This window comes from Deinococcus aestuarii (assembly GCF_018863415.1).
GTDB classification, from domain to species: domain Bacteria; phylum Deinococcota; class Deinococci; order Deinococcales; family Deinococcaceae; genus Deinococcus; species Deinococcus aestuarii.
Map to the genome: position 1 here is coordinate 129,145 of NZ_JAHKSN010000009.1, position 24,754 is coordinate 153,898.

The window sequence follows — 24,754 nt, forward strand, 5'->3', positions numbered from 1 at the left end:
CCTACTCTGCCACGCCCACCTCTCCCCCGTTCAGTCCCAGGAGCGACCGGGCCTGACCTCGATCTGCCCCTCCCGCACCCGCGTGACGAAGCAGGGCTGCGCGTGGGCCGAGGGGCTCTCCAACACGTACCCGTCCGAGAGGCGGAAGAGGCTGCCGTGCCACGGGCAGCGGATCGCGTCCCCCTCGATCCGGCCCTCGCTGAGCGGGCCGCCCAGGTGCGAGCACGTCTCGGCGAGGGCGTAGATGTTCCCCCCCTGCCGCACGAGGACGACGGCCACCTCGCCCGCCTTGGCGCGGGTGGGCGTGTTCTCGGGGAGGTCGGCGTCGGCCAGCACGGGCACGAAGCCGTCCGGGGGCCGCAGGTCGGCCGTATGGGAGACGCCCAGGCCCTCCTTGTAGACGAGGGTGCCGCCGAGGTGTGCGCTCAGGCCGGAGATCATGTAGGCGAGCCAGCCGATCCCGCGCGCCGTGGCCCGCGCCTTCCCGCCCCGCAACAGGTACGAGCCCGCGTACAGCAGGAAGGCAGTCTCGTTGAGGCCGCCGTGGACGAAGCCCACCCGCCGCTTGACGGGCGAGTCGCCGCTGCGTGCCCAGTCGGTCCAGCCGGTGGCGATGGCGGCCACCCCGCCCACCAGGCCGACGGCCACGGCGAGGTCCGACCCGGCCCGCACGTCCTTCCGGCCCCGCAACTCCAGGAAGTCCAGCACGGCGGCCACCGACCACGCGCCGATGGGAATGGTGACGAGGATGGGGTGCAGCGGCGTGCCGACATACTTGCCGTGCAGGAAGTCCTCGATGCGGCGGGTGACCTTGCCGCCGCCCTCGTAGAAGCGGACGATGGCCTCCTGCATGGGCACGGCGGCTCGGTCGAGCCACGCCTGCGAGGCGATGGCCTGTTCGCTGGGGTCCACGGTGCGGTCGTAGCGTGGAGTCTGTTCTGGCGCTCGCGTCATGCGGCCCTCCCTGGGTGGTGCGTGTCCCCCAAGGTACGTGCGGGGGACGTGAGGACGGGTAGGCGGGGCTTCACTCTTGGTTGGGGAGGGGCGCCGTCACGTCCCCGCCTCGGCGGGCAGCGTCTCCCCGCAGCGCCGACAGTAGCGGGCGTCGGCCTCGTGGCGCTCCAGCCCGCAGCGGGGGCAGGGCCGCGTGGAGCGCCGTCCCGCCTGGGCCTGGGCGATGCCGACGGTCACGATGCCGGTGGGCACGGCGATGATGCCGTACCCCAGGATCATGGCGAGCGACGCGAGGCCCTTGCCCCAGGGCGTCTTCGGGGCGATGTCCCCGTACCCCACGGTCGTGAGGGTGACGATGGCCCAGTAGATGCTCGTCGGGATGCTCGTGAAGCCGTAGCGCGGTCCCTCGATCACGTACATCAGGGTGCCGATGATCGTGACGAGGGTGAGGACCACCGCGATGAAGACGATGATCTTGGCGACGCTGGCCCGCAGCGCCTGGGTGAGGACGCTCGCCTCCGAGAGGTAGCGCACGAGCTTGAGGATGCGGAAAATCCTCAGCAGCCGCAGCACCCGCACGATCAGGAGGTACTGCGCCCCCGGAATGAGCAGCGCCAGATACGCCGGGAGGATGGAGAGCAGGTCCACGGTCCCGAAAAAGGAGCGCACGTAGTTCCAGGGGTGCCGCGCGGCGATCAGCCGCAGCACGTACTCCAGGGTAAAGAGCAGGGTCAGCGCCCACTCCACCACGTCGAGCTGCGCCTCGAAGCGGGCGTGGAACCCCGACACGCTGTCAAACATCACCACGAGCACGCTGACGACGATCAGGAAGATCAGCAGCAGGTCGAAGGTCCGGCCCGCCCGGGTGTCGTTGTTGTAGATGACGTTGCCCAACGTCACCCGCCACGCCGCCCGACGGTCGCTCACGCCCGGAGTCTACCGGCTGTACAGTCCACCCGGAGAATTCGCCAACAGACGACAAGTCCGGACGCCCCCGACGCCGTTGACGGGGCCAGCTCAGGGTGGGCACGGGCCACGCCGGGAGAGGACGGCATCCGCCCCACCCTCGTTCCCCGCCCGTGCGGAGGTGTTGACGCTGCTCCGGGGACCGCACGGGGAGGGCCGTTTCCTCCCGGGGTAAGGTGGGCGGGTGCCCAGGCAGGAGCCCGCCCCGACCCCCTTCCCCCTCCCGGCGCTGCCCGCCGCCTTCTCCATCCTCGACCCGGAGGCCCTGGCGGCCTTCCTCGGCGAACGCTACGCCCTGCCAGGTCCCGTGACCTGCGACCTGCTCTCGGGGGGCGTGAACGACAGCTACCTCGTCCACACGGCGCAGGGCCCCCTCGTCTACCGCCTGTACCGGCCGGGCTGGCGCACGGCAGCCGAGGTGGCGTGGGAGGTCGCCCTCCTCGGCCACCTCGCACGGCGGGGGGCGGACGCCAGCGTGACCGTGCCCGACCGGGAGGGGGCCCACCACCATCAGGTCCGGGCACCGGAGGGGCCGCGCCCCGGAGCGCTGTTCACCTTCGCGGCGGGGGAGGCCCCGGGCTGGAAGGAACCCGGGAACGGCCGCCGCTTCGGCGAGTCGGTGGCGGCGCTCCACGACGCGCTGGACACGTTCGCGGACCCGGGGGGACGCTTCGCGCTCGACCTCGGGCACCTGATCGACGCGCCGCTCGCCGCCGTGCGGCCGTTGCTGGCGAACCGCCCGGAGGACGCGGCCTTCCTCTCGGACCTGGGGGCCCGGACGCGGGAGCGGCTGGCGGACCTCGCCCCGCGCGGGCTGACCGTGGGCGTCTGCCACGGCGACCTGCACGGCGGGAACGTGCATGTGGCGGGTGGGGTGTGGACGCACTTCGACTTCGACTGCGGCGGCCCCGGGTGGCGCGCGTACGACCTCGCGGTGTTCTGGTGGAGCCTGAGCCTGGGGAAGCAGGACGCGGACGTGTGGGAGGCGTTTCTCGAAGGCTACGGGCGGAACCGGCTCTCGGACGCCGACCGCGAGGCCCTGCCCTGGTTCGTGGTGGCGCGGACGATCTGGCTGCTCGGCCTGCACGCGGGGTTGCGTCCCCGTCTCGGCTCGGCCTTCCTGTCGGGGGCGGGGTACTGGCGCGAGTTCCTGGACTTCCTGCGGGGCTGGGAGGGGGAACGGCTCGGGCCGCCCGGCGTCCTTCCCCTTTCTTGAGACCGGCCCCACCTTTTCCCCACCGTTCGGGTGGGCAGGCCGCGCGGGCGATTGCGCGCCCTCTTCTGTGAATGTTTCCACTACCATGAGCGGGCATGTACCGGCTGATCGGGATCGACAACGAGGGGGAGGTGGACTACCGGACGGCCCGGGGGCGCAACCTCTCGGTGTACCGAGCGCTGTCGGCCCACGCGCAGATCGTGGGCCGCTTCACGCCGGGCATGGAGGGCTCGCCGAGGTATCTCAACTACGCGGCGAGCTTCCACCCCAACCCCTGGGTCTGGAAGAACGCGGCCAGCCTCAACCCGCGCACGTTCCGCCGCCGCTCGGAAGAAGCGTTGCGGCGCCTGGACACCGAGTACGGCAAGGGGAGCTTCGACGTGGCCTTGCAGATTTTCGGGATGTTCTCGGTCGCCGGGCAGGGCTTTCCGGTCGCGCTGTACCTCGACAACACGATGGCGCTGACCGTGAGGCACTACCCGCAGTGGAACCCGATGCCCCCGCACGAGCGCCGCGAGTGGCTGGCCCTGGAGCGTGAGGCCTACCAGCGGGCGGACGTGATCTTCACCATGTCGGAGGCCGTGCGCCGCTCGGTGATCCACGACTACGGCTGCCCGGAGGCCAGGGTCATCACGACCGGGGCGGGCACGAACTTCACGCTGGAGCCGCAGCTCAAGGAGGACTACGGCCAGCGCACCGCCCTGTTCGTCGCGTACGAGTTCGAGCGCAACGGGGGGCCCACGCTGCTGGAGGCGTGGCGCCGGGTGCGCCGCGAGCTGCCCGACGCGCGGCTGTGGATCGTGGGGCCGCGCCGCACCGCCCGGCCCGCCGGGGAGCGGGAGCGGGGCGTCGAGTGGTTCGGGCCGGTGTCCGACCGCGAGCAGTTGCGCTCCCTGTTCCGGCAGGCGACCCTCTTCACGCTGCCCAGCCTCTTCAACCCCTTTCCCCACGTCCTGCGCGAGGCGATGGCGCTCGGGCTCCCCTGCGTGAGCACCCACCACGCCGCGATTCCCGAGATCGTCGGGGACGGGGTGAGCGGCACGCTCGTCCCGGTCGGGGACGCGCAGGCGCTCGCCCGCGCCCTCACCGAGCTGCTCGCGGACCCGGCGCTGGCCCGGCGTTACGGGGCGGCGGGGCGGCGGGCCGTGGAGAGCGGCATGTCCTGGGAGGGGGTCGGCGAGCGCATGTCGGTCCACCTCGCCGCGCTGGCGGCCCGCCCGCGTGCCCCGCAGGGAACCCCGGAAGTGGGCCGGACCTCTTGAGCCCGGACCTCCCGGGCATCGCCGCCGGGTCACGGGGGGGCGGGAAGGAGGGACGGCGCGTGCGGGTGCTGTTTCTCCTCCTGAGCCTGGAGGGCCGTGGGGCCGAGCGTGTCTCGCTGAGCCTGGCCTCCCACCTCGACCGCCGCCGGTTCGAGCCCGTGCTGTGGGTTCTTCAGCCCACGAACGACCTGCAAGGTGAGGTGCCTCCCGACGTGGCCGTCCACATCGCCCTCGCGCCGGGCGAGCGCATCCGGCACCGGCTCCCGCGGGTCTGGGGCACCCTGCTGCGGGAGGCGCGGCGGGCGGACGTGCTTCTCGCAACGGTGGAATTCACGCCCACCCACCTCGCCTACTTTGCGGGGCTGCTCACCCGCCGCCCGGTGATCGGCTGGGTGCGCAACGACCTCAGCCGCGTCCTCGCGGAGTTCCCGGCGTGGGACAACGGCCTGCCGCGCTGGGTGTACCGCCACCTGCGGCAGATCGTGTGCGTGTCACGCGGCATCGGGGTCACCCTGCGGGAGCGCTACGGCCTGCGGGAGGAGCGGCTGCGGGTCATCTACAACCCCCTGGACCTCTCCCGCGTCGAGCGGTTGCGGGACGAGCCCCTGCCCGGGTGGGCCGCCTTCATGCGGGAGCGCCCCACCGTGCTCGGCGTGGGGCGGGTGGGCTACCAGAAGGGCTTCGACCTCCTGATCGAGGCGCACGCGCGGGTCCGCGCCCGGGGGGTGGAACACGACCTGCTGATCCTGGGCAGGGGGGACGACCTGGAGAGCCTGCGCGCGCTGGCCCGCCGCCTGGGCGTCGAGGAGAGCGTGCATCTCCCGGGCTACGTGCCCAACCCGTACCCCTTCATGGCGCACGCGACCGTCTTCGCCCTGTCCTCGCGCTACGAGGGCTTTGCCAACGCGGTCACCGAGGCCCTGGCGTGCGGGGCGCCGGTCGTCGCCTTCGACTGCCCCTCGGGTCCGGGCGAGATTCTGGAGGGCGGGAGGTACGGCGTGCTCGTGCCGCCGGAGGACGTCCCCGCGCTCGCGGCCGCCCTGGGCGCCCTGCTCACCGACCCCGCGCGGCGCGAACGGCTGCGCGGGGAGGGCTACGGACGTGCCCGGGACTTCGCGCCGGGGCGCATCGTGCCGCAGTGGGAGCGGGTGCTGCTGGACACGGCGGGGGGGCGGTGACCGGGGGGGCAGAACAACGGTCGCTCATTGCCGCGGTGCCTTTATCCTGCGGGTCCCCACCCGTTACGTGAAGGGCCCCATCAGGTCAAGCTGCACCGAACCACCCTGGCCTGTCCCCGGAGGACAAGATGAGCAACAAGACGCGATGGCAAGGCACCGCCCTCCTGCTCGCCCTCAGCCTGGCGTTGGGGGCCTGCTCGGACCCCGGGCCGGGGGTCACACCGCCCGGCCCCGGCCCGGGAAACGCCCTGCCCGCCGCCCCCACCGGCCTGAGCGCCGCCACCACGCCGGAGGCCGTCACCCTGAGCTGGCAGGCCAACACCGAGGGTGACCTGGCCGGGTACCGGGTCTCGCGGGGGACCTCGGCGGGCGGGCCGTTCACGCTCCTGACCCCACAACCCATCACCGGGACGACCTTCAGGGACACGGGCGTCTCTCCGGGCGCGACGTACGTCTACCAGGTCGTCGCCGTGAACAGGGCGGGCGGCGCCTCCCCGGCCGCGACCGTCAGCGCCACCGTCGGCCAGGCGAACACGGCGAGCCTTCAGCTCCAGAACCTCGACGCGGTGCCGGGGAGCGACCGGCTGGTGTTCAGCCGCATCGGCCCGCTCGCCAACCCGCCCGGCAACCGCGTCCACGATGGGGTCACCCTGCGGCTCAACAACCCCGGGGACCGGGACGTCCGGGTCACCGGCCTGCCAGTCACCGGGCCCTGGACCGTGACCCCCGCGCCCACGGGTTCGGCCCCCCTCACGGTGCCTGCGGGCGGCTCGCTCGACCTCACCGTCCGCTTCACGGCGGAGGGCCCGGGCAACGTCACGAACCACCTGCACGAGGGCAAGTTGACGGTCGTGTGGGACGGCGGCAGCGCGGCGGTGACGCTCGCGGGCCTGTGGCAGAGCCTCTCCGAGAGCGGGGTGGAGCCCAACGTCGACGAGATCCGGCGGGCCTTCGGCTACACCTTCAACTTCGTGGACCCCGGGACCCCGGTGGGCGACTCGCAGGTGATCCCGGCCCTCGACCGCTACGGTGAGGTCGCCCCGAACGGCGATGAGGTCATCGCGCCCTACTGGCAGCGGGCGGACGCGGCGCGGCCCGTCACCGTCACGCAGCTCGCCGCGTACCACACCCAGGGGAACCGGGCCACCCTCGCCTGGTACGCCAAGGGGGGCAGAAGCGCCCAGAACGTCGTCACGTCCGACGGCGCCTCGGCCCAGTCGGTGCTGCCGAACGGGCAGGGCGGGGCGGGGCTGGCGGCGGGGTCCTTTGCGCCCCCCGGCACCTTCGGCCTCGTGGTGGACAACCAGGAGTGGAGCGATCCCACCTACAACGCCCACGGCCCCGACCTCCGGGCAGGCTGCAAGGGGCCCTGCGGCCAGCACCTGCGCTTCTGGCCGGTGAGGGACAGCGCCGGGCAGCCGGTCCCGAACACGTACTTCATGGTCATGGATTACGCGGGGATCAACTACGACTACAACGACAACCTGTACCTGATCTCCAACCTCAGGCCCGCGCCCGTCTTGATGAACGTGGGGGGGCCGACCTTCACCGCCCCCAGCGGGGAGGTCTGGACGGCGGACAACTACGCTTACACCGACCAGAGCGGGACGTACACCTACTACTCGCCGGGCAACGCCATCCCGCAGCCCAACTCGCCCACCTCGGTCGCCATCGCGGGCACGGACAACCCCGAGCTGTACCGCACCTACCGCCACAACACGCTCGACACGCCCCTCGACCGGCGGGTGATGACCTACGACATTCCCCTGAACGACGGCACCTATCAGGTCAAGCTGCACTTCGCCGAGCTGTTCTGGGATTCGGCGGGCAAGCGCGTCTTCGACGTGAACGTGGAGGGCGTGTCCATCCGCCAGAACTTCGACATCTTCGCGCAGGCGGGCGGCAAGAACCGGGCGCTCGTGCTGCCCGTGAACGATGTCAAGGTGCAGGGCGGCAAGCTCACGGTGGTGCTCAGGACGGTCGTGGACCACACGAACATCTCGGGCATCGAGGTCAGCCGCTAGGGCGGGCCTGTGCCCGGTGAGGACCTCTCTCTCAGAACCTCCGGAGAGCCGGATCGGCACCCGTCGGGCGAAGCGTCCACCGCGCCCGCCCCCACCTCTCTGAACCAGGCCGGTCGGGGGGCGGCTCCTCCCGCTGCCCGGCCCGCCAAAGGAGACCTATGCCCGAACGTCGGTTGACCCACCGTTCACCCTCCCGCGTCGGTCTGGCGCTCACGCTGGCCGTCGCCCTCGCGGCCTGCTCCTCCCCGCCTTCCGCGCCGAACCCGAAGGGCGAGGTGCCCGGCCTGCCCGCGGGCGGCGCCCTGATCAACTTCCAGCCCGCCGGGGTCACCCCGCCCACGGGTTACACCGCCGATACTGGCGCCCCCTACGACCCGGCCCGGGGCCACGGCTGGATCACCGAGGCCAGCGCGGGGAGCGGCTCGCCCGTGCCGCTCGACGTGACGCCCAACACGCGCGACCGGGCGCTCCCCGGGGTGGACGCGCGGCTGAACACCTTCATCCACATGCAGTTTCCCGCCGACGTGTCCAATTCCACGGCGGTGAGGACGCCCGCCGCCTGGGAGTACGCGCTGCCCAACGGCACCTACAGCGTGACCGTGGCGGTCGGCGACGCGGGCGCCACCTCCGACGGCACCGACCAGATCAACGTCGAGGGGCAACCCGCCGTCGTGGCCTTCCGGCCCGGCGAGACGCAGAAGTTCGCGACCACCACCCTGCGCGCCACGGTGCGAGACGGGCGGCTCACGGTGGACGCGCGCGGCGGCACGAACACCAAGATCGACTACGTGCTGATCCGGCCCGGCGACCGCCCGAGCGTGCGCGACACCCACCCGCAGGACGGCCAGACGGCGGTGGCGACCACCACGCCCGTCACGGTTGACCTCAACCTGCCGAACAGCGGCGTGGACCTCGGCAGCCTCACGCCCTCGGCGGTGCGGCTGCTCGACCCCTCGGGCAACCGGGTGCCCGCCGCGCTGAACACCTCGGGTGGGGGCGACGCGGTGGTGTTGCAACCGAACGCGCCGCTCCAGGCCAATGCCCGCTACACCTTCGAGATCACCGCCGACCTGAAGGACACGGACGGCCGGGCCTTTTTGCCCACGAGCCTGAGCTTCGTGACGGGGGCGAGCGCTCCTCCGAGCGCCCTGGCCTTCGAGCAGGTGGAGTTGCCGAACGCTCCGGCGCGGCCCTACACCTCGGTGGAGATGGGCCCCGACGGCAGGCTCTACGCGGCGACGCTGACCGGCGAGATCCTGCGCTTCGGCGTGCAGCCCGACGGGACCCTGGGCGCGCCGCAGGTCATCACCTCGGTGCAGGCGGCGAACGGCGGGCCGCGCACGATCATCGGGATGAGGTTCGACCCCGCCGCCACCGCCGACAACCCGGTGTTGTGGATCAGCAACAACCACTTCTGGGACGGTCGCAGCGAGGCGCCCGACTGGAGCGGCAAGATCACGCGCCTGAGCGGGCCCAATCTGGAGACCGTGCAGGACTACGTGGTGGGGCTGCCGCGCTCGATCCGCGACCACGAGACGAATGCCGTCTCGTTCCGTCCCGGGGAGAGGGACGCGCTGTACATCCTGCAAGGCAGCAACACCGCGATGGGCGCCCCCGACACGGCCTGGGGCGACCGCCCCGAGCACCTGCTGAACGCGGCGCTGCTGCGGCTGGACCTCTCGAAGCTCTCCGCCTCCTCGCTGCCCCTGGACGTCCGGACGGAAGACGGCGGAACGTACAACCCCTCCGCCCCGGGCGCGCCGCTCACCCTCTACGCGAGCGGCATCCGCAACGCCTACGACATGGTGTGGCACACCAACGGGCAGCTCTACGTCCCCACGAACGGCTCGGCGGCGGGCGGCAACACGCCCGGCACCCCGGCCAGCCTGCCCGCCGCCTGCCAGAACCGCCCCGACGGCCCCTACTCCGGCCCCGGCGTGCCCGCGCTGACGAACGTGGGCGTGCAGCACGACTTCCTCTTCCGCATCACCCCGGGCGGGTACTACGGCCATCCCAACCCCCAGCGCTGCGAGTGGGTCATGAACGGCGGCAACCCCACGGCGGGCGCGGACCCGGCCGAGGTGGGCGAGTACCCGGCGGGCACCCTGCCCGACCGCAACTGGCGCGGCTTCGCGTACGACTTCGGGGAGCACGCCTCGCCCAACGGCGTGATCGAGGAATACACCGGGACCCCGGGCTCGCCGCTGCGCCACAAGCTGCTCGTGGTGCGCTACAGCGCGGGCAAGGACATCATCGTCCTGACTCCGGGCGCGAACGGCGACATCGCCTCGTCGCAGACCCTGGTGACCGGCCTCACCAACTTCAGCCCCAGCCCCCTCGACCTCACCGAGGACCGCGCGAGCGGCCGCCTCTACGTGGCCCAGCTCGACGAGCAGACGGGCAGCGGCAAGCTCACCCTGGTGCGCCTCAAGTAAGCCTTTGGGGACAAGGTGGGAGGAGGGGACACCGCCCCGCCCGGCCCCGGCGGCGCGGGTTTCTCCCCGCGGGAGGTCGCCATGAACATCAGACGGACGCTCCTCGTGCTGGCCTGCGCCCTGGTCCCGGGCGGGGCGGGCGCGGGAACCCCCCCGTCGGTCCCGCCCACGGCACCGATGCAGGACATGGCGCGCACGCTGGTCGTCAGCCGCGTGTTCGCGGGCGCGGTGGCCTACCAGCCCGGTGGCATCCTGCTCGCCACCGGGGGCGGGGAGGGCGAGGTCCGGTTGTGGTCAGCGGACACCGCCCGACCGGCGCGCACGTTGCACCAGCCCGGCGCGGTGACCGCCCTCGCCTTCAGCCCGGACGGGCGCCTGCTCGCCTCGGCGGGGGCCGACGGCCGGGTGCGGCTGTGGCACGTGGGCACGGGCACGCTGCGGCGGGTGCTCGTGCTCGGCACCCCCTCCGTCACGTCGGTCGCCTTCAGCCCGGACGCCACCCTGCTCGCCACCGGGAGCGGCGACAACTCCGCCCTCTCCGGCCCGGCCAACAGCGCCCGGCTCTGGGACGTGGCGAGCGGGCGGCTCCTGGCCTCGCTGCTGGGCCACACGGACGGGGTAAGCGCCGTGGCCTTCAGCCCGGACGGCCGTCTGCTGGCCTCGGCCAGCCGGGACCACACCGCCCGGCTGTGGGACGTGGCCGGGCGCCGGGAGGTGCGGGTTCTACGCGGCCACGGGGACTACGTGAACACCCTCGCCTTCAGCCCGGACGGCTCGCGGCTCGCCACCGGCAGCGCGGACGCCCGCGTGCGGGTGTGGTCGGTGCCGGACGGCGCGGCCCTGCTGACCCTGCGCGGGCACGCGGGACCCGTGGCCGCACTCGCCTACTCCCCGGGCGGCTTCCTCGCCTCGGGCGGCGAGGACCGGCAGGTGATCGTCTGGAATGGCGGCACCGGCCAGGAGACGCGCCGCCTGCGCGGGCACACGGCGACGGTCACGAGCGTCGCCTTCAGCCCCCGTGGCGACCGGCTGGCCGCCGCCGGTGGCCTGGACCGCACCGTGACCCTCTGGAACTGGCCCTAGAGCATTGGGCGGAAAAAGATCCCTCACCCCCTGGTAGAGGGATCAGGACTCGGCACATCTTTTCGTCCAATGCTCCAGCCATGCGGCAGGTCGCGGGAACGATCCACCCCGGGTCGTTCCCGTCCGCTTTTCTACGTCTGGAGGATGGCCCAGCGGGTTCGGGCAATTTCCGCGCCCCTCGCGCCACCCCCGCTCGCCGGGACGGTCTGTGCGGCCTTCGCCGACGATCCACGCGGCGTGACCCGCCCCCGCCCCCGCGCCCCCTGCCGGTCACGCCCGGGACACGCGGGCCTGCCTAAGCTCGCCCGGTAAGGAGGAACACGGGCATGACCGACCGGGAGAGGGTGTTGGAGACGGCGCGCCGGGTGGCGGGCGGCGGAGTGATCGCCAGCCTGAGCGCCGACACGCGCACGCAGCCGCTGCTGTGCGCCCAGTTCGTGCGGCAGGTGGTGGAGGGCGCCCTGGGCCTCGGGGAGGGAGGCTGGCCGGTCGCCACGCGGGCGAGAAGCGTCGCGGACCGGGCGGGGCGCTCCACCCGGCGCTCGCTGGACTACGAGCAGGCGGCGCGGGAACTCGGCCTGACCCACACGGGAGCCCCCCGCCCCGGCGACGTGCTGTACTGGCCCTTCGGCGAGTTCGGCCACACCGCCCTGCACGTCGGGGAGGTCGGCGGCGTGACGTGCATCCTCGAGAACACCAACGCGAACCGGGGCACGCCCGTCTGGCCCGGCAGCCCGGTGCGCCTCACGCCGCTCGACCGGACGCCGCCGCCCAGGGCGGTCGCGGCGGTGTCGGCGAAGGCGCTGGAGGACGCGCCCGCCCCGGCGACTCCCGCCAGCCCCGAAAATCCCTACGCCCGCGCCCTGTACGACCACCTGCCGCGCCCCCGGCGCCAGCAGTTCCGCCGCCTGCTCGGCCTGGGAGACAACGACGGCAGGCTCGCGCAGACGGTCTGGATGCTCGGGCGGTTCTGCGAGCGCGGCGCCTTGCCGCTCACGGACGCGGGGGTATCGGCCTTCAAGCGGGGCCGGGGGCTGGGGGGTCCCGAGCAGGGACCGCAGGCCGTCGACGGGGCCACCGCGCAGGCGTACTGGGGGGCGCTGACGCTGCTCAAGCTGCTCCTGATCACGGGGGCCTTCGAGGGCGAGCACGGCTTCACGAACGTGGCGGGGAGCTTCGACGGGCAGGGGGTGTCCTTCGGGGTGCTGCAATGGAATTTCGGGCAGGGCACCCTCGCGCCCCTGTTGTCGGAGATGGAAGCGCGCGACCCGCAGACGTTCGCGGACATCTTCGGGGCGGACACGGCGCAGGTGCGCGCGGCGCTGGCCGGCCCCCCGGCGGCGCAGGCGGCCTTCGCGGCGGGCCTCCAGGGGGCGGACGGGCAGCTTCAGCCGCGCTGGAAAGGCCGCTTCGTGCGGCTGGGGCTGCACGCCCCCTTCCAGGACGTGCAACTGGAGGCGGCGGGCACCCGGCTGGAGGCGGCCAAGGGGCTCGCCCGCGAGTACGGCCTGGGCACCGAGCGCGGCCTGGCGCTGATGTTCGACATCATCACCCAGAACGGCGGGATCGCCGCCCGCACGCGGGGAGCGATCAAGGAGGCCGAGGCGGCCGAGCGGGCCCGGCTCGGCAGGCCGCTGGGGGAGGTCGAGCGCCTGGACATCATCGCCCGTCAGCGGGCCGCCGCCGCCTCTCCACGCTGGCGGGGGGACGTGCTGGCGCGCAAGCTCACCATCGTGCAGGGCCGGGGCACGGTCCACGGCACCCGCTGGGACCTCGGCTCGCAGTTCGGCCTGGGGGACGCGGCGTGGGCGTGAGGATGGGGGGGCCGCGCTCTCCTCCCCGCCGCGTGTCACTCTGGGAGCACTCCGGCCGCGCCGGACCCTCTCGGCCGCCCTCCACCCCTTTCCCTCTCTCCACACGACAGGAGCAAAGACCATGCCGGGAAACGAGAACATGACGTTGGCGGAGCTGATTCGTGCGGGCCTCGCGCTGGAGAGCGGCCAGGAGCGGCGCTTCACCGCCACGCTCGACGAGGGCGAGGTCTACGAGGTTCGCCTCTTCGCGCAGGGACAGCCTGGCGGGGATGGGGACCGTGGGGTGACCTCCATAGACCACCGTGGCACAGGGAACGAGTCTGATGGCGTGACTTCTATCGACCGTCCAACGCCCGCTGCCGGAGGTGGCATAGGAAACGAGTCTGACGGCGTGACCTCCATCGACCGTCGAAGGCCCGCCGCCAGAGACGGAGGCGGACAGCGCCCGGACAGGACCTTCCAACTGGAGTTGACGAGGCGCCCGTAACCGCAAGCTCCTTTCCGGGGCCGGGGAGCCGGGGTCGCCTGGCCGACTCCACCGCTGATTGTTCCGGGAATCCGGCTCAGTGCAGGAAAGCTCCTCGTTCCTCTGGCCGGGAGATGATCTCCTGCACGGCCGTCAGGAGTTGCTTTTCCACGTTGTCCTCCTCGGTGCCCGCTTGCGCCTCCGGCACGGACGTGACGAGTTGTGCCAGGGCCTCCCTCGCCTGGGTGGCGAGCCACCCGCTGGCGGCGGGATGCCGGATGACGAGGCGCAGGAGGAAGATCGCCTGGGCCTCCTCGTGCTGACGGGCACTCACCTCGGCCATCCCCTCGAGGTCATGCAGCATAACGGGCCACTCCCGGGCGGGCCACGCGGCGCTCAGGCTCCGCACGAAAAGAGCGTGCGCCTCAGCAAGCTGTCCCTGCCCGAGCTTGATGCGGCCCAGCGTTTCGAGAACATCCGCCTCCAGGGGCCTGCGGTCCGTACTCCGGGCCAGCGCCAGCGCCTCCCCCGCGTAATCTTCGGCCGGGCGGTAGTGCCCGAGGCGGCCAGCCACGAAGGCCAGGTTGTTCAGAAAGTGGGTGATCTCCAGCGGGGACACGAGTTCGCGGGCGGTCTCCAGGCCCTGCTCCAACACTGCCCGGGCCTCTTCCAGACGGCCACAGAAGATCAGCAGCCCCCCCAGGTTGTTGAGCACCCGCGCCGTCTCCGTCAGGTGGCCGCGCTCGCGGCTGAGGTGCAGGGCCCTTTCGTAGCAGTGCTCCGCCTCCTTGTGGTGACCCAGCCACTGCTCGGCTATTCCCCGCAGGTTCCAGAGGTGGGCCGCTGCCGGGTCGTGCGCCGCCTCGGCGAGTTCAAGCGCCCGTTCCCAGTACCCCCTGGCCTCGGCGTACCGCCCGCGCCGCCGCTCGATCACGCCGAGGGCACGCAACCCCGCCACCGTAGCCCAGCCCGAGGCGTCCCCGACGAGGTGCAGGCCGCGCTCGACCAGGGTTCCCGCCTCGGGGAGGGCCCCCAGGCTCAGGGCCAGCTCGGCCTGGTGGATCAGCAGTTCGCCCAGCGTCACCGGGTCCGCCGCCGGGTCGGCGCCCAGGTGCGCGGCGGTCTGGCCCAGGAACTCGATGCCCTCGCGGTAGCGGCCCGTGCGGGCGAAGAAGACTTGCAGCACGCGGGCGGCCCCTCGCAGGGCAGTGAACTCGCCCCCGGCGGCGGCCCAGTCCCAGGCAGCGCGCAGGTTCTCGAAGTCGGCTTCCAGGTCACGCAGGGCCGCGCGCTGCCCCGGCCCGGCGAGGGTTCCCTCCGACCCGGCGAGCAGCCGCAGGAAATAGCGGGCGTGCGCCTCCTGCACCTCGGCCTGCTCGGCAGGTCGTTCCGCGAGCTTCTCGGCGGTGTAGTCGTACAGCAGGGGGTGGCGCCCGTAGCGGCCCCCGGGGACGGCGAGCAGCAGCGACTTGTCCATCAGCGCGGCGAGGAGAGGCAGCGAGGCCCCGGCGACCTCGGCGGCGGCCTCGCGCCGGAAGGGGCTGCGGAAGACCGAGAGCCGCGCGAGCACCCCCTGTTCGCGTTCACCGAGCAGCCGCCACGAGTGCTCGAACACCGCCCGCAGGCTGGCGTGCCGCGCCGGGCCGCGCCCCCCCACGTCCACCAGAAAGTCGAGGCTGCGCCGCAGTTCGGCCAGCACCTCCCCCACCGGCAGCACCCGCGTCCAGGTGGCGGCGAGCTCGATGGCGAGGGGCGAGCCGTGGACGAGGCGGCACAGCTCCAGCACGTCGGGCAGGGTCTGTGGCGTCAGGGTGAAACGCAGGCCGCCGCGCCGCGCCCGCACGGTGAAGAGCTGCACCCCGGGGTGGTCCTCACCGGGCGCGGGGCGGCCCGTGGGACAGAGCCCTTCCAGCGGCAGCACCCATTCCTCCTGCACGTTGAGCCGCTCGCGCGACGTGACGAGGAGCTTGAGGTGCGGGCAGGCTTCGAGCAGCGTCACGAGCCCCCCGGTCATCCCGACGAGATGCTCGAAGTTGTCGAGCACGAGCAGCAGCCGCAGCGGGGCGAGTAGCCGCGCCACCTGCCGGAAGGGCTCCTCGGGGCCTTGCAGGGAGAGCCCCAGCGCCTCCGCGACGGCGGAGATCAGGTTGGCGGGGTTCGTCACCGGAGCGAGGTTCACGCAGATCACCCCGCCCGGGAAGGCGCCGCTCTCGCGCAGGGTGCCCGCCGCCTGCACCGCGAGGCGCGTCTTGCCCATGCCGCCCAGGCCCACCACCGTCAGGAGGCGGCACGCGGGGTCAAGCATCAGGCGCTCTATCTCGCGCACCTCGTCCTCGCGGCCCACGAAGGAGGTGCCGAAGGTCGGAAGCTGGGAGCGAACGGGGGGCAGCGCGGGAAGGGGGGAGGGGACCGTCTCCGGCCGGGGGACCGCCCGCCTCGCCTCCTCGGGCTGGGGAAGGGCGACCCCGTAGCGCTCGGCCTCGCGCCGCACCTCCGCCGCGTAGGGGCTGTGACCGGGCCGCAGCAGCAGGTACAGCCGCCGCAGCTCCTCGGCCTCCGGCTCGGGGGCGCCGGGCAGCAGGTAGGCGGTCTCGGCGTGGCGCACGGCGAGGCCCCCCTGCCCGCGTGAGGCGGCCGCCTCCCCCAGCGCGAGGAGGGCGACCCGCACCCGCGCGGCGAGAACCTCGCGGGTGCGGTAGACCCACTCCTCCAGCTCGGCACTGGGGTCCTCGAGGTCGAGGCCCTCCAGGAAGCGGCCCCGGTACAGCTCGACCACCCGCTCGGGCTGCCCCGCCTCGGAGGCCGCGAGCAGCTCGTGGGCGTCGGTGGGCACGCAGGCGGCGACCCGCGCCCCCTGGGCCGTGAAGGTGTCCGGCGCCCCCGCCCGCAGGCGCCTGAGGGCCACCCGCAGGCTGTTGGCGGCGTCGGCGGCGTTGGGCCAGAAGAGGTGGTGGAGGTGCGCCCGCTCCTTGGGGCCTTCGAGGGACAGGTAGGCCAGCAACAGCAGGAGTTTGGGCTGTTGCCGGGGGCTGTCTTGCAGCCTGAGTCCTCCCAGGGTGCACAACATGCCCCATCGTAGCCCTTTGTAGCCGATGTGACATCCGCCAATGTGACAGCCGCCGACGTGACAGCCCAGGTCACGCCCGGGACACGGGGAGGCGGGCAACGTGGGCGCACGGTTGTTCGCCCCCAGGGAGGCGCGGCTCGGGGTGATCGCCGCGCCCCGCCCCCCGTGCCGTGCCCGCCCCCCGCCCCCGGAGGAGACCCCATGACCGCCCTGACCCGGTTCAAGCTGGCCCAGCTCGACACCACCCTCTCTGTCTCCGCGCTGCTGGGGCAGGTCGCCGACCTCACCCCCCGCCCCACGTCCACCCGGGGTCGGCCCCGCGCCGGGCTGCCCGTCCCCGTGACGCCGGGGCCGGACGTGGTGGATACCGTGCTCTTCGAGGACCCGGTGAACCCGGCGGCGCGCTTCTGGCTGCCCCGCTACGCGCTGGCGACCGAGGAGACCTCGGGGGGGCCGCACTACCAGGCGCGGCTGGCGGCGCAGGGCGGCGGGTGGCGGCTCGACCTCACGCTGCGGCGGTACGCGGCCCCCGAGCTGGGCGCCCTCCCGGCGGACGCCCGGGTACTTGACCACACCGTCCTGGCGGGGCTGCGCTGGGAGCGGGGCGGTGTGCTGCGCGAGCGGCCCTTCACCGAGCGGGGCGAGAACCCCGACGGCACGCTGGGCCTCGCCCTCACCGTGGGCACCCTGCCCGAGCGCGACGAGCTGTACACGGCGCTGACGACGCCCGAGGGCAAGGCCACCTTGATCGTCACGCGCGGGGTGCGGGTGGCCGTGCGGGTGCCCGACGAACCCGCGCCCGTGGTCCGCCCGCGCAAGTGGAAGGGGGGCGCCTTCGACGAGGACCCGGGCCCGCGCTTCCCCTCGCGCCGGTGGAGGGGGGGACTCTTCGCCGAGGAACCGGGCCCCCGCCTCCCCCCGCGCAGGTGGAGGGGAGGGGCCCTCGACGAGGACTCGGCCACGCGCGACCACCTCCCGGTCCCGGTGGTCGCGCGGCTCGCGGGGCGTGGGGTCGGCCCCGGCCTGGCCCGAGCACGGGCGGTCACCGGATTGACCCCGCTCCAGCCTCTCCATGTGCGGCCCAGGCCCGACCTCTCCGACCTTCTCGTGCGGCCCGACCGCATCCCACCCCTGATCGTGAACTCCGTGCTGGCGACGCCGCAGCTCACGGTGGGCGAGCCCGAGGTCTTCGACCAGGGGGGCGAACCCTGGGCCCGCTACCCCCTGCGGGTGACGAACGCCGCCGAGTACGGGGACGACCTCTTCGCGCCCGCACCCGACCTGCCGCCCTGCGGGGCGAACGCCAACTCGGCGCGGACCTGGGTGGACATCTTCGACGCGGGCAACACGCGGCTCTACGGCTTCTGCGCGCTGGGGCGGGCGCGGGACCTGGAGGGGCTGTGGGTGGCCGTGCGCGCGGGGGGGCGGCCCGCCGGGGTCAGCGTCGAACTCGTGGACCGCCGCGCCGGTCTCTCGGCCCGCTCGGCCACGGTGGCGCTGCCGCCCCTCGACCTCTTCGAGGTGGTGGAGCGCGCGCTCACGGGCGAGGAGGCGCTGCTCTTCCACCCCGGCCTGCACGCCTACGTCTTTCCCGGGCTGGGCACGCCGACCGGGGGCGGGGGCAGCCTGATTCCCCGGACCGTCCCCTTCGGCGGCGCCTCCCACCGCTACTACCAGGACGAGGTGCGCCACGAGGTGTTCTACGCCCTGCCCGACAGCTTCAAGCTCGCGCGGGAGGCCGACCCGCCCCGGCGGCCCCGGCTCACCCTCGAATGCCTCGCCCCGGACCGCTACCGCCTGACCTTCGCGGCGCGGCCTACGTTCGATCTCGACCGGCTGGAAGGCGCCCGTGTGGGGCTCGCGCGACACCTCCCGGCGGGACATCCGGGGCCGGTGCGGCTGGAGCCCTTCCACACCTCCCAGGTGAGCTTCGTGCCTGTCGACGCGGGGCTGTACACGAAAGGCGGCGTCCAGACCACCAACCTCGGCGAACTGCGGGGAACGGTGGAGCTGGAGGGCGCGGCGTTCGCGCGGGTCTGGGACGAGCTGACGGGCGCCCTCCCGGTCAGCCTGGGCGGCAAGCTGCGCGCGGAGGTCGGCGGCCTCCCCGCCGAGGAGGTGCCCGTCGCCTTGCGCCTGGACGACACCGTGGGCGAGTGCGTCGTGGTGACGGCGGAACCCGACCCCGATTCGGGCGGCTACCGGGTGCGGCTGATCAACGCCCTTGAAAGCCCGCTGCGCCTGGGGCAGCCCACCCCCTTCGTCGCGTCGCTGAAGGCCCCGGAGGAGGGCCTGCGCCCGGCACGCTGGGAGAAGTTCGTCGCCCTCGCGGACCTCCTCGCGCCCGGGGACGAGGCGCGGGGGCTGCTCAAGCCCGTCGCCGACGTGCCGCTGGCGGACTACGTGCCCGTGGTCGACACCGACCGGGTGCGCGCGGTGCCCGACCTGGAGCGGATCACCCAGGGCATGCTCGTCGGCGTCGTGCGGACCTTCGGGCGCACGGTCACCGCCGAGGTCCCGGCCGACGTGTTCGCCGCGCCGCCCGACCCCGCGCACCCCGGGCGGCGGCTCCTCGCCGTCCACGTCCACTTCGAGGGCGGGGACACGGCGGAGCTGCTGCGCCCCGCCGACCCCGGCGTGCTCCTCGTGCGGGGCGAGGCGACCGTGATGTACCCCCTGCTCGACCTGCTGCTGGGCCGCCCCCCGGGCGAGTACCGCTACCGGGTGCTCCCCGTCTACACCGACGGCCCCGGCCAGCCCGGCGAGTGGAAGGCGGCCTCCACCGACCTCCTGAGCGTCGGGCTCGGCTGAGGACGGATGACGATGCGGCCCGACTTCCAGTTCGAGACCCAGGGGGAGGGGTGCCTCGTGTACCCCACCCACGGCGGCGCGGGGCCGCACTGGGTCACCCCGCGCGGCGTGGCCTTCGCCCCCGGCGAGGGCGGTCTGCCCGACTTCCGGCTGGCCCTGCTGCGCGCCCCCGGCCCGTTCGCCCGCACCTCGGCCCGGCTCGACCTGCGGCTGGAGGCGACGTACGACCTCGCGGGCGCGGGGGAGCGACTGGGCGTCCCGGTGTCCCTCCTCGCGCCGCTCCTGCCGTCGTCCGGGTACCTGCGGCTCTCCCTGCCTCTTTCCGGGGCGGGGTTGAGCGAGACGCTGAGTGTGCCCCTCGCCTGGAACGGCCTGGGGCGGGCGCGGGTGACGTGGCGACTGAGCGCGGAGGCGGGCGCGGTGCTGCGCGGGGCGCTCACGGGGGGCACCCTGGCCCTCGCAGCGAACGTCGTGCTGGCGCTGCGGGGGGTGGCGGCGCGGGGTCCCGGACAGGTCACCTTCGATCCCCAGGCCCTCGTGCGGGCCCTCTCCGGCGTGCGCGACGAGCGGGGCCGCACCACCTACGAGGCCCTGCAAGCCTTCATCCGCGAACCCTGGGACGGTCGGCCGTGGCGCTGGCGTTCCCAGGGAGCAGGCGACCCTGCGCCCTGGGCCGCCCTCCTCGACCGCTGCCTCGCGCGCTTCGCCCGGCTGGCCCTGCCGGAAGGCGGCGACCTCTCCCCCGCCCTGACCTTCGACGAGCCCCCACCCGGCGAGATGACCTGGCGTCTCGACGACGTGACGGAGACGTGGCGGCCCGTGGCGCTGGAGTGGCGGCCCCTCGACGTGCTGCGGGCCGGGGGACTGGACCCGGATCGGCTCGTCACCCTGACGACGGCGCCGCCCGTGCCGCTGGGCTTCGTGGGACTGGAGGCGGTCGGCAACCTGCCGGGGGGGCGGGTGAATGTGCCGCAGGTCGGCGTCCACATCATGGTGCCGCCCCGGCCCCCCGCGAGGCCGCAACCCGTCCAGACGACGCTGGTGCTGGAGCCGCCCCGCGACACGGCAGGAACGACCCTGCGCCTCGCACCCGGTGAGCCCCTGACCTACACGGCCCGCCCCTACCTCCTGCTGTCGAGCCTCGCCGGGTCCAGGCCAACGACCCGCGTGCTGACGGGCCCGCCCCTCACCGGGACGGGCGAGACCCTCGAACTCGGCGTGGCGGAGTTGCCCGCGCAGTTCTACCCCCTCGCCGCCGAGCCCGCACTCCTCGAACGGGCGGTGTTGACGGGCACCGTGGTCTGGACGGAGGGCGATGGGGAACACCACGTCCCCGTCCGGCTGGAGCGTGCCCGACCGGAGGTGTGCGTGGCCGTGCCGGTAGCGGCGGAGCCCTCTTTGAGGTTGAGGGCCGAGTCGCCGACGGGTGGCGCCCCCCTCGACCTCCCCGCACTCGACGTGGGCGAGCGGCTCGTCACCCTCTGGCACCTGCCGGGGTTCGGGGCGCAGACGGTGCGTTTCGTCTGGGTGCCGACGGGCGATGCGCCGGGCCTGGACGTGGAAGTCGAGCCCGAGGCGGGAGGCCCGCCCACCCACCTGCATCTGCGCCGCGACCGACCCGAGGCCGAGTGGTCCTACGTCGTGGACGACCCCTTCCGCCCCCGTTACCGCTCCCGGGTGCTCCCGGACGGCGCGTGGTCGCCGTTCCTCTCGCCCCTGGACACGCGCGAGGTGACGCTCGCCCTTCCCTATCCCGACCCCACCGAGGAGGTCTCCGCATGATCCGAGCCGACCCGACCGAAGCCACCGTCTCCCCCGATCCGAACGACCCGCAGCGCTTCTTCTACGTGCCCGGCGAGCCCGTGCCCGAACTCGGCCCGAACGGCGCCCCGGCCCTCACGCTGCTGCTCGCGGACACGGCCTCCCGCCTGCAACTCGGCGCGCGGTGGACGGTGGACGGGGCGACGCTCGACCGGCTGCGCCGCCGGGTGGCCGCCGAGCACCCGGAAGTGGACCCAGCGAGCATCGACCTTCAGCCCGCCCCCGCCCGCGTCCGCGACGTGACGCTCCTGATTCGGGACGCGGGGGGCACCCGGCGCGACCTCGCCCACGCGACCTCCTCCGGCTTCACCCCGCACACGGCCCTCTTCGCCGTGCCGCTCGCCGCCGAGGAGGAGCGGGTCGCCGCCCTGCGCGCCGTCCACGGCACCGAAGGGGAGCTGGGCGTGCGCTACACGGCGGACGTGCTGGGCGAGGACGGCCGCTGGCAGACCGTCACGCGTGAGGCGGACGTGGGGCGCTGGTTCCGGGGTCAGTCTGCCGAGGGGCATCTGCTCTTCGCCCCCGGAGTGAGTCCGACGAAACCCGTCTCCCCCGCCCCGGACCTGCCTACCGCCGTGACTTTCCAAGTCCAGGCGCGGGCCCGCGACATGCCGGTCGCCTTCGTGACGGTCACCTGGGGCGCGGAGACGACCACCCTGCGCCCGCCCGACTTCGTGCCCGCGTCCCTCGGCACCTCGAAGGGTCCGGTGGAGGTCACCACCCGCTACACGGTGGGCGGCAGGCCGTACACCACCCACCTCACGCCGGACGGCGACACCTGCGACCTGGGCCCCGCCGACCTCGGCCTGTGCGAGGTGGTGCTCGACGCAGAGGGCTTCCCCTCCCAGGGCGTGCGCGAGGTACGGGCCCAGGTGACCTACCGACCCGACGAGGACGGCACGGATGACGAACGCACCGTGTACCTGCGCGGCGGGACGTGGACCGAGCGTTGGTGGCTCGTGACCCGCGCGCCGGACCTCGCCGGAACGCTGGAGGTGAAACTCAAGATCACGCGCACAGACGGCACGGCCCTCGACCTCCCCCGCTTCAGCCGGGGAGACCCCCACCTCGCCCTCTCGCTTCCCGACGACGGGAAAGACCCGGAGGACAACCATGATTCGGATTGACCAGCAGATCATGCTCAAGGAAGTGCCCGACGTGACGATCTGGCGCGACGACGCCCTCGAACACGTCTACTACGTGCTGCCGACCACGCCGCGCTTCCGGCTCCAGGGCGGCAAGCCCGTCTTCAAGTTCATCAAGTACCGGATGCCCAAGGACCGGCCCGACGGCAAGAAGGGCGGCGGCTTCGTCTTCTTCGACACCGAGATCGCGGTGCCCGACGACCAGCTTGCCAAGCTCACCGAACTCCTCCAGGCCGATCTCGACAAGAAGCACAAGGAGGAACACCGCCCCGGCCAGGCCCCCAAGGTCCAGTTCGGCACGCTGACCTACACGCGCGGCACCGTGCGGCTGCTGCTGGAGGAGAACGGCGTCCTCGTCGAGAAGGTGCGCGGGGCGGGCAAGCCTTCCCTGTACGGCAACAACGTGGCCGCCTTCATGGTCGAACTCTCGCCCGAGGGCGCCACCGTGATCGAGGCGGCGATGCAGGGGCAGGGCGCCTCCGCCGTGCAGGTGGTGTACGACCTCCACTTCTGGGTGAAGCTGCCGCCTATCCTCGCCGTGGTGGACTTCGACTCGTCCAAGTTCTACGACTACGTGAAGTCGGTGGACTTAGAGGTCAGCATGTGGACGGAAGACCACTACCGCGAGGAACTGCGCGAGGTCCTCAAGGAGAGCCAGTCGGGCACCGCCCGCGTGGAGGCCAACTTCGCCCTCAACGACCCGGAGGCCGACCGCAAGCTCAAGGACAAGCTGCGCGAGTGGGCCCAGCGGATGCTCGAAGACACCCTGACGCGGGTGGCCCAGCAGGCGGCGGCCCCGGCGGGACCCGGCGGCCCCATCGACTCGCAGAAGCTCTTCGACAAGACCCTCGAAGACCTCGGCGGCGACGACCTCGACAACTTCGATCAGACGATCAAGCAGCGCAAGTTCCAGAACTTCCACTACGAGTTCCGCGAGGATTCCGCGACCGAGTGGAACCTCGCCCCGCAGGGCACGCTGCCCACGCTCACCACCCTCAAGGACGACCGGGGCCAGCCCATCAAGTGGGCCGACTACTCGCTGCTGATCGACGCCGACGACCCCTTCTTCAAGCAGCTCAACATCAACGCGCAGGTCAACGCCGACTTCACGGGCCTGCCGCTGCACAGCGTCGAGCTGCACGTCGAGTACCCCAAGGCGAACGGCGGCAAGGAAATCTACGACTACCGCTTCACCACGCCGAACGAGACCGCCAAGTTCAACCCCTTCCTGGAGGGCAACTCCCAGAAGTTCACCTACGACTACGAGGTGAACTACAAGGGCCAGAGCCGGACCTTTCGCTCCAAGCCCGTGACCACCGAGGACCAGTACCTCACCATCAACCTCGACGACACCGGCATCTTCAACCTCGACACGGTGAGCGGCGACCTCGACTACGAGCAGGTGAAGTTCGCCCAGGTGGACCTCCGTTACCCCGCCGGGGCCGCCACGCCGCTGGTGCAGGAGAAGTTCACCCTCGACAAGACGACCCGCACCCACCGCACCCAGAAGGTGATCTTCGAGACGGTGGACAAGCCCTACGAGTACCGCGTGAAGTACGTGCTGGAGGGCGGCAAGGAGATCGAGACGGGCCCGGTGACGGACGCGGCGCGGCCCTTTGTGCTCAACGACCCCTTCGTGGAGACGCGCTCGGTGACGGTGCGGGCGACGGGCAACCTCAAGGAGAAGGTGCAGACCATCTTCGTGGACCTCGTGTACGAGGACACGGCGAACAGGTACCGCCAGGCCAAGTCCATCGCGCTCGACACGAACACGCCCGCCGAGGAGTGGCTCATCCCGATTCTCGCCGGGTCCACGGGCACCCTGAAGTACACGGGCACCATCCGCTACTTCGACGGCACCGAGGAGCCCATCCCCGAGACGATGGACACCCGCCCGACGATCCTGGTGGGCCCCAGCGTGCGTGACCGCCTCGCCGTGACCGTGATGCCCGACTTCATGTTCGACAGCGCCGACGTGCGGCTGGTGAAGGTGGCCCTGAGCTACGACGACGGGAACGGTGTCAAGGAGCGCAAGGATTTCACCTTCCGCCCCGGCGACCACGACCCGATGGAGTGGACGGTGGACCTCAAGGACCAGACGAAGACCGAGTACGACTGGGAGGCGATGTTCTTCCTCAAGCCCAGCGGCCAGAAAAAGGCGAGCGGGCGGACGAGCGAGCTGACGTTGATTCCGGAGTTGCCTGCTTGAGGGGGAGGGGGGCGTTGGGGTCGCGGGTGGGCCCCCTCACCCCGGCCCTCTACCACGAGGGGAGAGGGAGGAAAGGGGCTTAGGCGAGTGCTTTCTGCTCCTTCGCAACCTGACCGCAGGGTCAACGGCTGGAGCACAGCTTAGGCGACAGCGCCCCTTTTGAGCACCCGACCCCTACCCAATCCCCACCAGCAGCCCAGTGTTGTTCTCCCTCTCCCCTCGCGGGAGAGGGCCGGGGTGAGGGGGCGTGTGACCACCCCTAACGCTCTCCCCACCCCCAACCTCGTCCCCCTCCCCCGGAGG

At 72.7% G+C, this 24,754-nt stretch carries 15 protein-coding genes; 12 read left to right on the plus strand and 3 right to left on the minus strand.

From position 1 onward, the window contains the following. Positions 1 to 30: 30 nt before the first annotated feature. Both IC605_RS12760 and IC605_RS12765 read right to left on the minus strand, forming a co-directional pair. On the minus strand, positions 31 to 954 hold the full coding sequence (locus IC605_RS12760) for a Rieske (2Fe-2S) protein (RefSeq protein WP_216324483.1): 924 nt from the start codon (positions 952 to 954) through the stop codon (positions 31 to 33). 96 nt (positions 955 to 1,050) lie between these two features. Further along, entirely contained in the window at positions 1,051 to 1,881 is an 831-nt protein-coding gene (locus IC605_RS12765) for an ion transporter (RefSeq protein ID WP_216324485.1), read from the minus strand. A gap of 223 nt (positions 1,882 to 2,104) precedes the next feature. Here IC605_RS12765 and IC605_RS12770 point away from each other — a divergent pair, with 223 nt between their 5' ends. The 8 genes from IC605_RS12770 (at position 2,105) to IC605_RS12805 (ending at position 13,419) form a co-directional block, all read left to right on the plus strand. After that, positions 2,105 to 3,136, plus strand: a complete 1,032-nt coding sequence (locus IC605_RS12770) for a phosphotransferase enzyme family protein (protein ID WP_216324487.1) — start codon at positions 2,105 to 2,107, stop codon at positions 3,134 to 3,136. Between the two features lie 95 nt (positions 3,137 to 3,231). After that, positions 3,232 to 4,398, plus strand: coding sequence for a glycosyltransferase family 4 protein (locus tag IC605_RS12775; RefSeq protein WP_216324489.1), 1,167 nt, complete (start codon positions 3,232 to 3,234; stop codon positions 4,396 to 4,398). Between the two features lie 59 nt (positions 4,399 to 4,457). Then, a complete protein-coding gene (locus IC605_RS12780) occupies positions 4,458 to 5,576 on the plus strand; it encodes a glycosyltransferase (RefSeq protein WP_343216606.1) in 1,119 nt (372 codons plus the stop codon). 128 nt (positions 5,577 to 5,704) lie between these two features. Then, on the plus strand, positions 5,705 to 7,600 hold the full coding sequence (locus IC605_RS12785) for a malectin domain-containing carbohydrate-binding protein (RefSeq protein ID WP_216324491.1): 1,896 nt from the start codon (positions 5,705 to 5,707) through the stop codon (positions 7,598 to 7,600). A gap of 158 nt (positions 7,601 to 7,758) precedes the next feature. After that, on the plus strand, positions 7,759 to 10,035 hold the full coding sequence (locus IC605_RS12790; protein ID WP_216324493.1) for a PQQ-dependent sugar dehydrogenase: 2,277 nt from the start codon (positions 7,759 to 7,761) through the stop codon (positions 10,033 to 10,035). An 81-nt stretch (positions 10,036 to 10,116) separates the two neighbouring features. Next, on the plus strand, positions 10,117 to 11,118 hold the full coding sequence (locus tag IC605_RS12795) for a WD40 repeat domain-containing protein (RefSeq protein WP_216324495.1): 1,002 nt from the start codon (positions 10,117 to 10,119) through the stop codon (positions 11,116 to 11,118). Positions 11,119 to 11,444: 326 nt separating this feature from the next. Then, the gene (locus tag IC605_RS12800; protein ID WP_216324498.1) at positions 11,445 to 12,932 is read left to right on the plus strand and encodes a hypothetical protein; all 1,488 of its coding nucleotides are present in this window, start codon (positions 11,445 to 11,447) and stop codon (positions 12,930 to 12,932) included. Positions 12,933 to 13,053: 121 nt separating this feature from the next. Continuing rightward, positions 13,054 to 13,419 carry a hypothetical protein gene (locus IC605_RS12805; protein ID WP_216324500.1) on the plus strand — a complete coding sequence of 122 codons (366 nt, stop codon included), beginning with the start codon at positions 13,054 to 13,056 and terminating at the stop codon, positions 13,417 to 13,419. 76 nt (positions 13,420 to 13,495) lie between these two features. On the opposite strand, the gene IC605_RS12810 is transcribed toward IC605_RS12805, so the two are convergent. Next, positions 13,496 to 16,465 (minus strand): ATP-binding protein, encoded by a 2,970-nt coding sequence (locus tag IC605_RS12810; protein ID WP_216324503.1) that lies wholly within the window; start codon positions 16,463 to 16,465, stop codon positions 13,496 to 13,498. Positions 16,466 to 16,666: 201 nt separating this feature from the next. Between IC605_RS12810 and IC605_RS12815 the strand changes: the two genes are divergently transcribed. The 4 genes from IC605_RS12815 to IC605_RS12830 are packed head-to-tail and all read left to right on the plus strand — an operon-like array spanning position 16,667 to position 24,451. Then, a complete protein-coding gene (locus tag IC605_RS12815) occupies positions 16,667 to 19,276 on the plus strand; it encodes a hypothetical protein (RefSeq protein ID WP_216324506.1) in 2,610 nt (869 codons plus the stop codon). Positions 19,277 to 19,282: 6 nt separating this feature from the next. Continuing rightward, on the plus strand, positions 19,283 to 21,058 hold the full coding sequence (locus IC605_RS12820; RefSeq protein ID WP_216324509.1) for a hypothetical protein: 1,776 nt from the start codon (positions 19,283 to 19,285) through the stop codon (positions 21,056 to 21,058). Continuing rightward, positions 21,055 to 22,224 carry a hypothetical protein gene (locus IC605_RS12825; protein WP_216324512.1) on the plus strand — a complete coding sequence of 390 codons (1,170 nt, stop codon included), beginning with the start codon at positions 21,055 to 21,057 and terminating at the stop codon, positions 22,222 to 22,224. The genes IC605_RS12820 and IC605_RS12825 overlap by 4 nt, the downstream gene beginning before the upstream one ends. Continuing rightward, positions 22,211 to 24,451: a hypothetical protein gene (locus tag IC605_RS12830; RefSeq protein ID WP_216324515.1), complete on the plus strand. Its 2,241-nt coding sequence runs from the start codon at positions 22,211 to 22,213 to the stop codon at positions 24,449 to 24,451. Before IC605_RS12825 ends, IC605_RS12830 begins: the two co-directional genes overlap by 14 nt. Positions 24,452 to 24,754: the final 303 nt, after the last annotated feature.

Excerpts from the sequence above, each read along its gene's own strand:
- IC605_RS12810 (WP_216324503.1), bottom strand. The coding sequence starts at position 16,465 with ATGTTGTGCACCCTGGGAGGACTCAGGCTGCAAGACAGCCCCCGGCAA.
- IC605_RS12785 (WP_216324491.1), top strand. The coding sequence starts at position 5,705 with ATGAGCAACAAGACGCGATGGCAAGGCACCGCCCTCCTGCTCGCCCTC.
- IC605_RS12800 (WP_216324498.1), top strand. The coding sequence starts at position 11,445 with ATGACCGACCGGGAGAGGGTGTTGGAGACGGCGCGCCGGGTGGCGGGC.
- IC605_RS12760 (WP_216324483.1), bottom strand. The coding sequence starts at position 954 with ATGACGCGAGCGCCAGAACAGACTCCACGCTACGACCGCACCGTGGAC.
- IC605_RS12820 (WP_216324509.1), top strand. The coding sequence starts at position 19,283 with ATGACGATGCGGCCCGACTTCCAGTTCGAGACCCAGGGGGAGGGGTGC.
- IC605_RS12795 (WP_216324495.1), top strand. The coding sequence starts at position 10,117 with ATGAACATCAGACGGACGCTCCTCGTGCTGGCCTGCGCCCTGGTCCCG.
- IC605_RS12790 (WP_216324493.1), top strand. The coding sequence starts at position 7,759 with ATGCCCGAACGTCGGTTGACCCACCGTTCACCCTCCCGCGTCGGTCTG.
- IC605_RS12775 (WP_216324489.1), top strand. The coding sequence starts at position 3,232 with ATGTACCGGCTGATCGGGATCGACAACGAGGGGGAGGTGGACTACCGG.
- IC605_RS12825 (WP_216324512.1), top strand. The coding sequence starts at position 21,055 with ATGATCCGAGCCGACCCGACCGAAGCCACCGTCTCCCCCGATCCGAAC.
- IC605_RS12805 (WP_216324500.1), top strand. The coding sequence starts at position 13,054 with ATGCCGGGAAACGAGAACATGACGTTGGCGGAGCTGATTCGTGCGGGC.
- IC605_RS12815 (WP_216324506.1), top strand. The coding sequence starts at position 16,667 with ATGACCGCCCTGACCCGGTTCAAGCTGGCCCAGCTCGACACCACCCTC.
- IC605_RS12830 (WP_216324515.1), top strand. The coding sequence starts at position 22,211 with ATGATTCGGATTGACCAGCAGATCATGCTCAAGGAAGTGCCCGACGTG.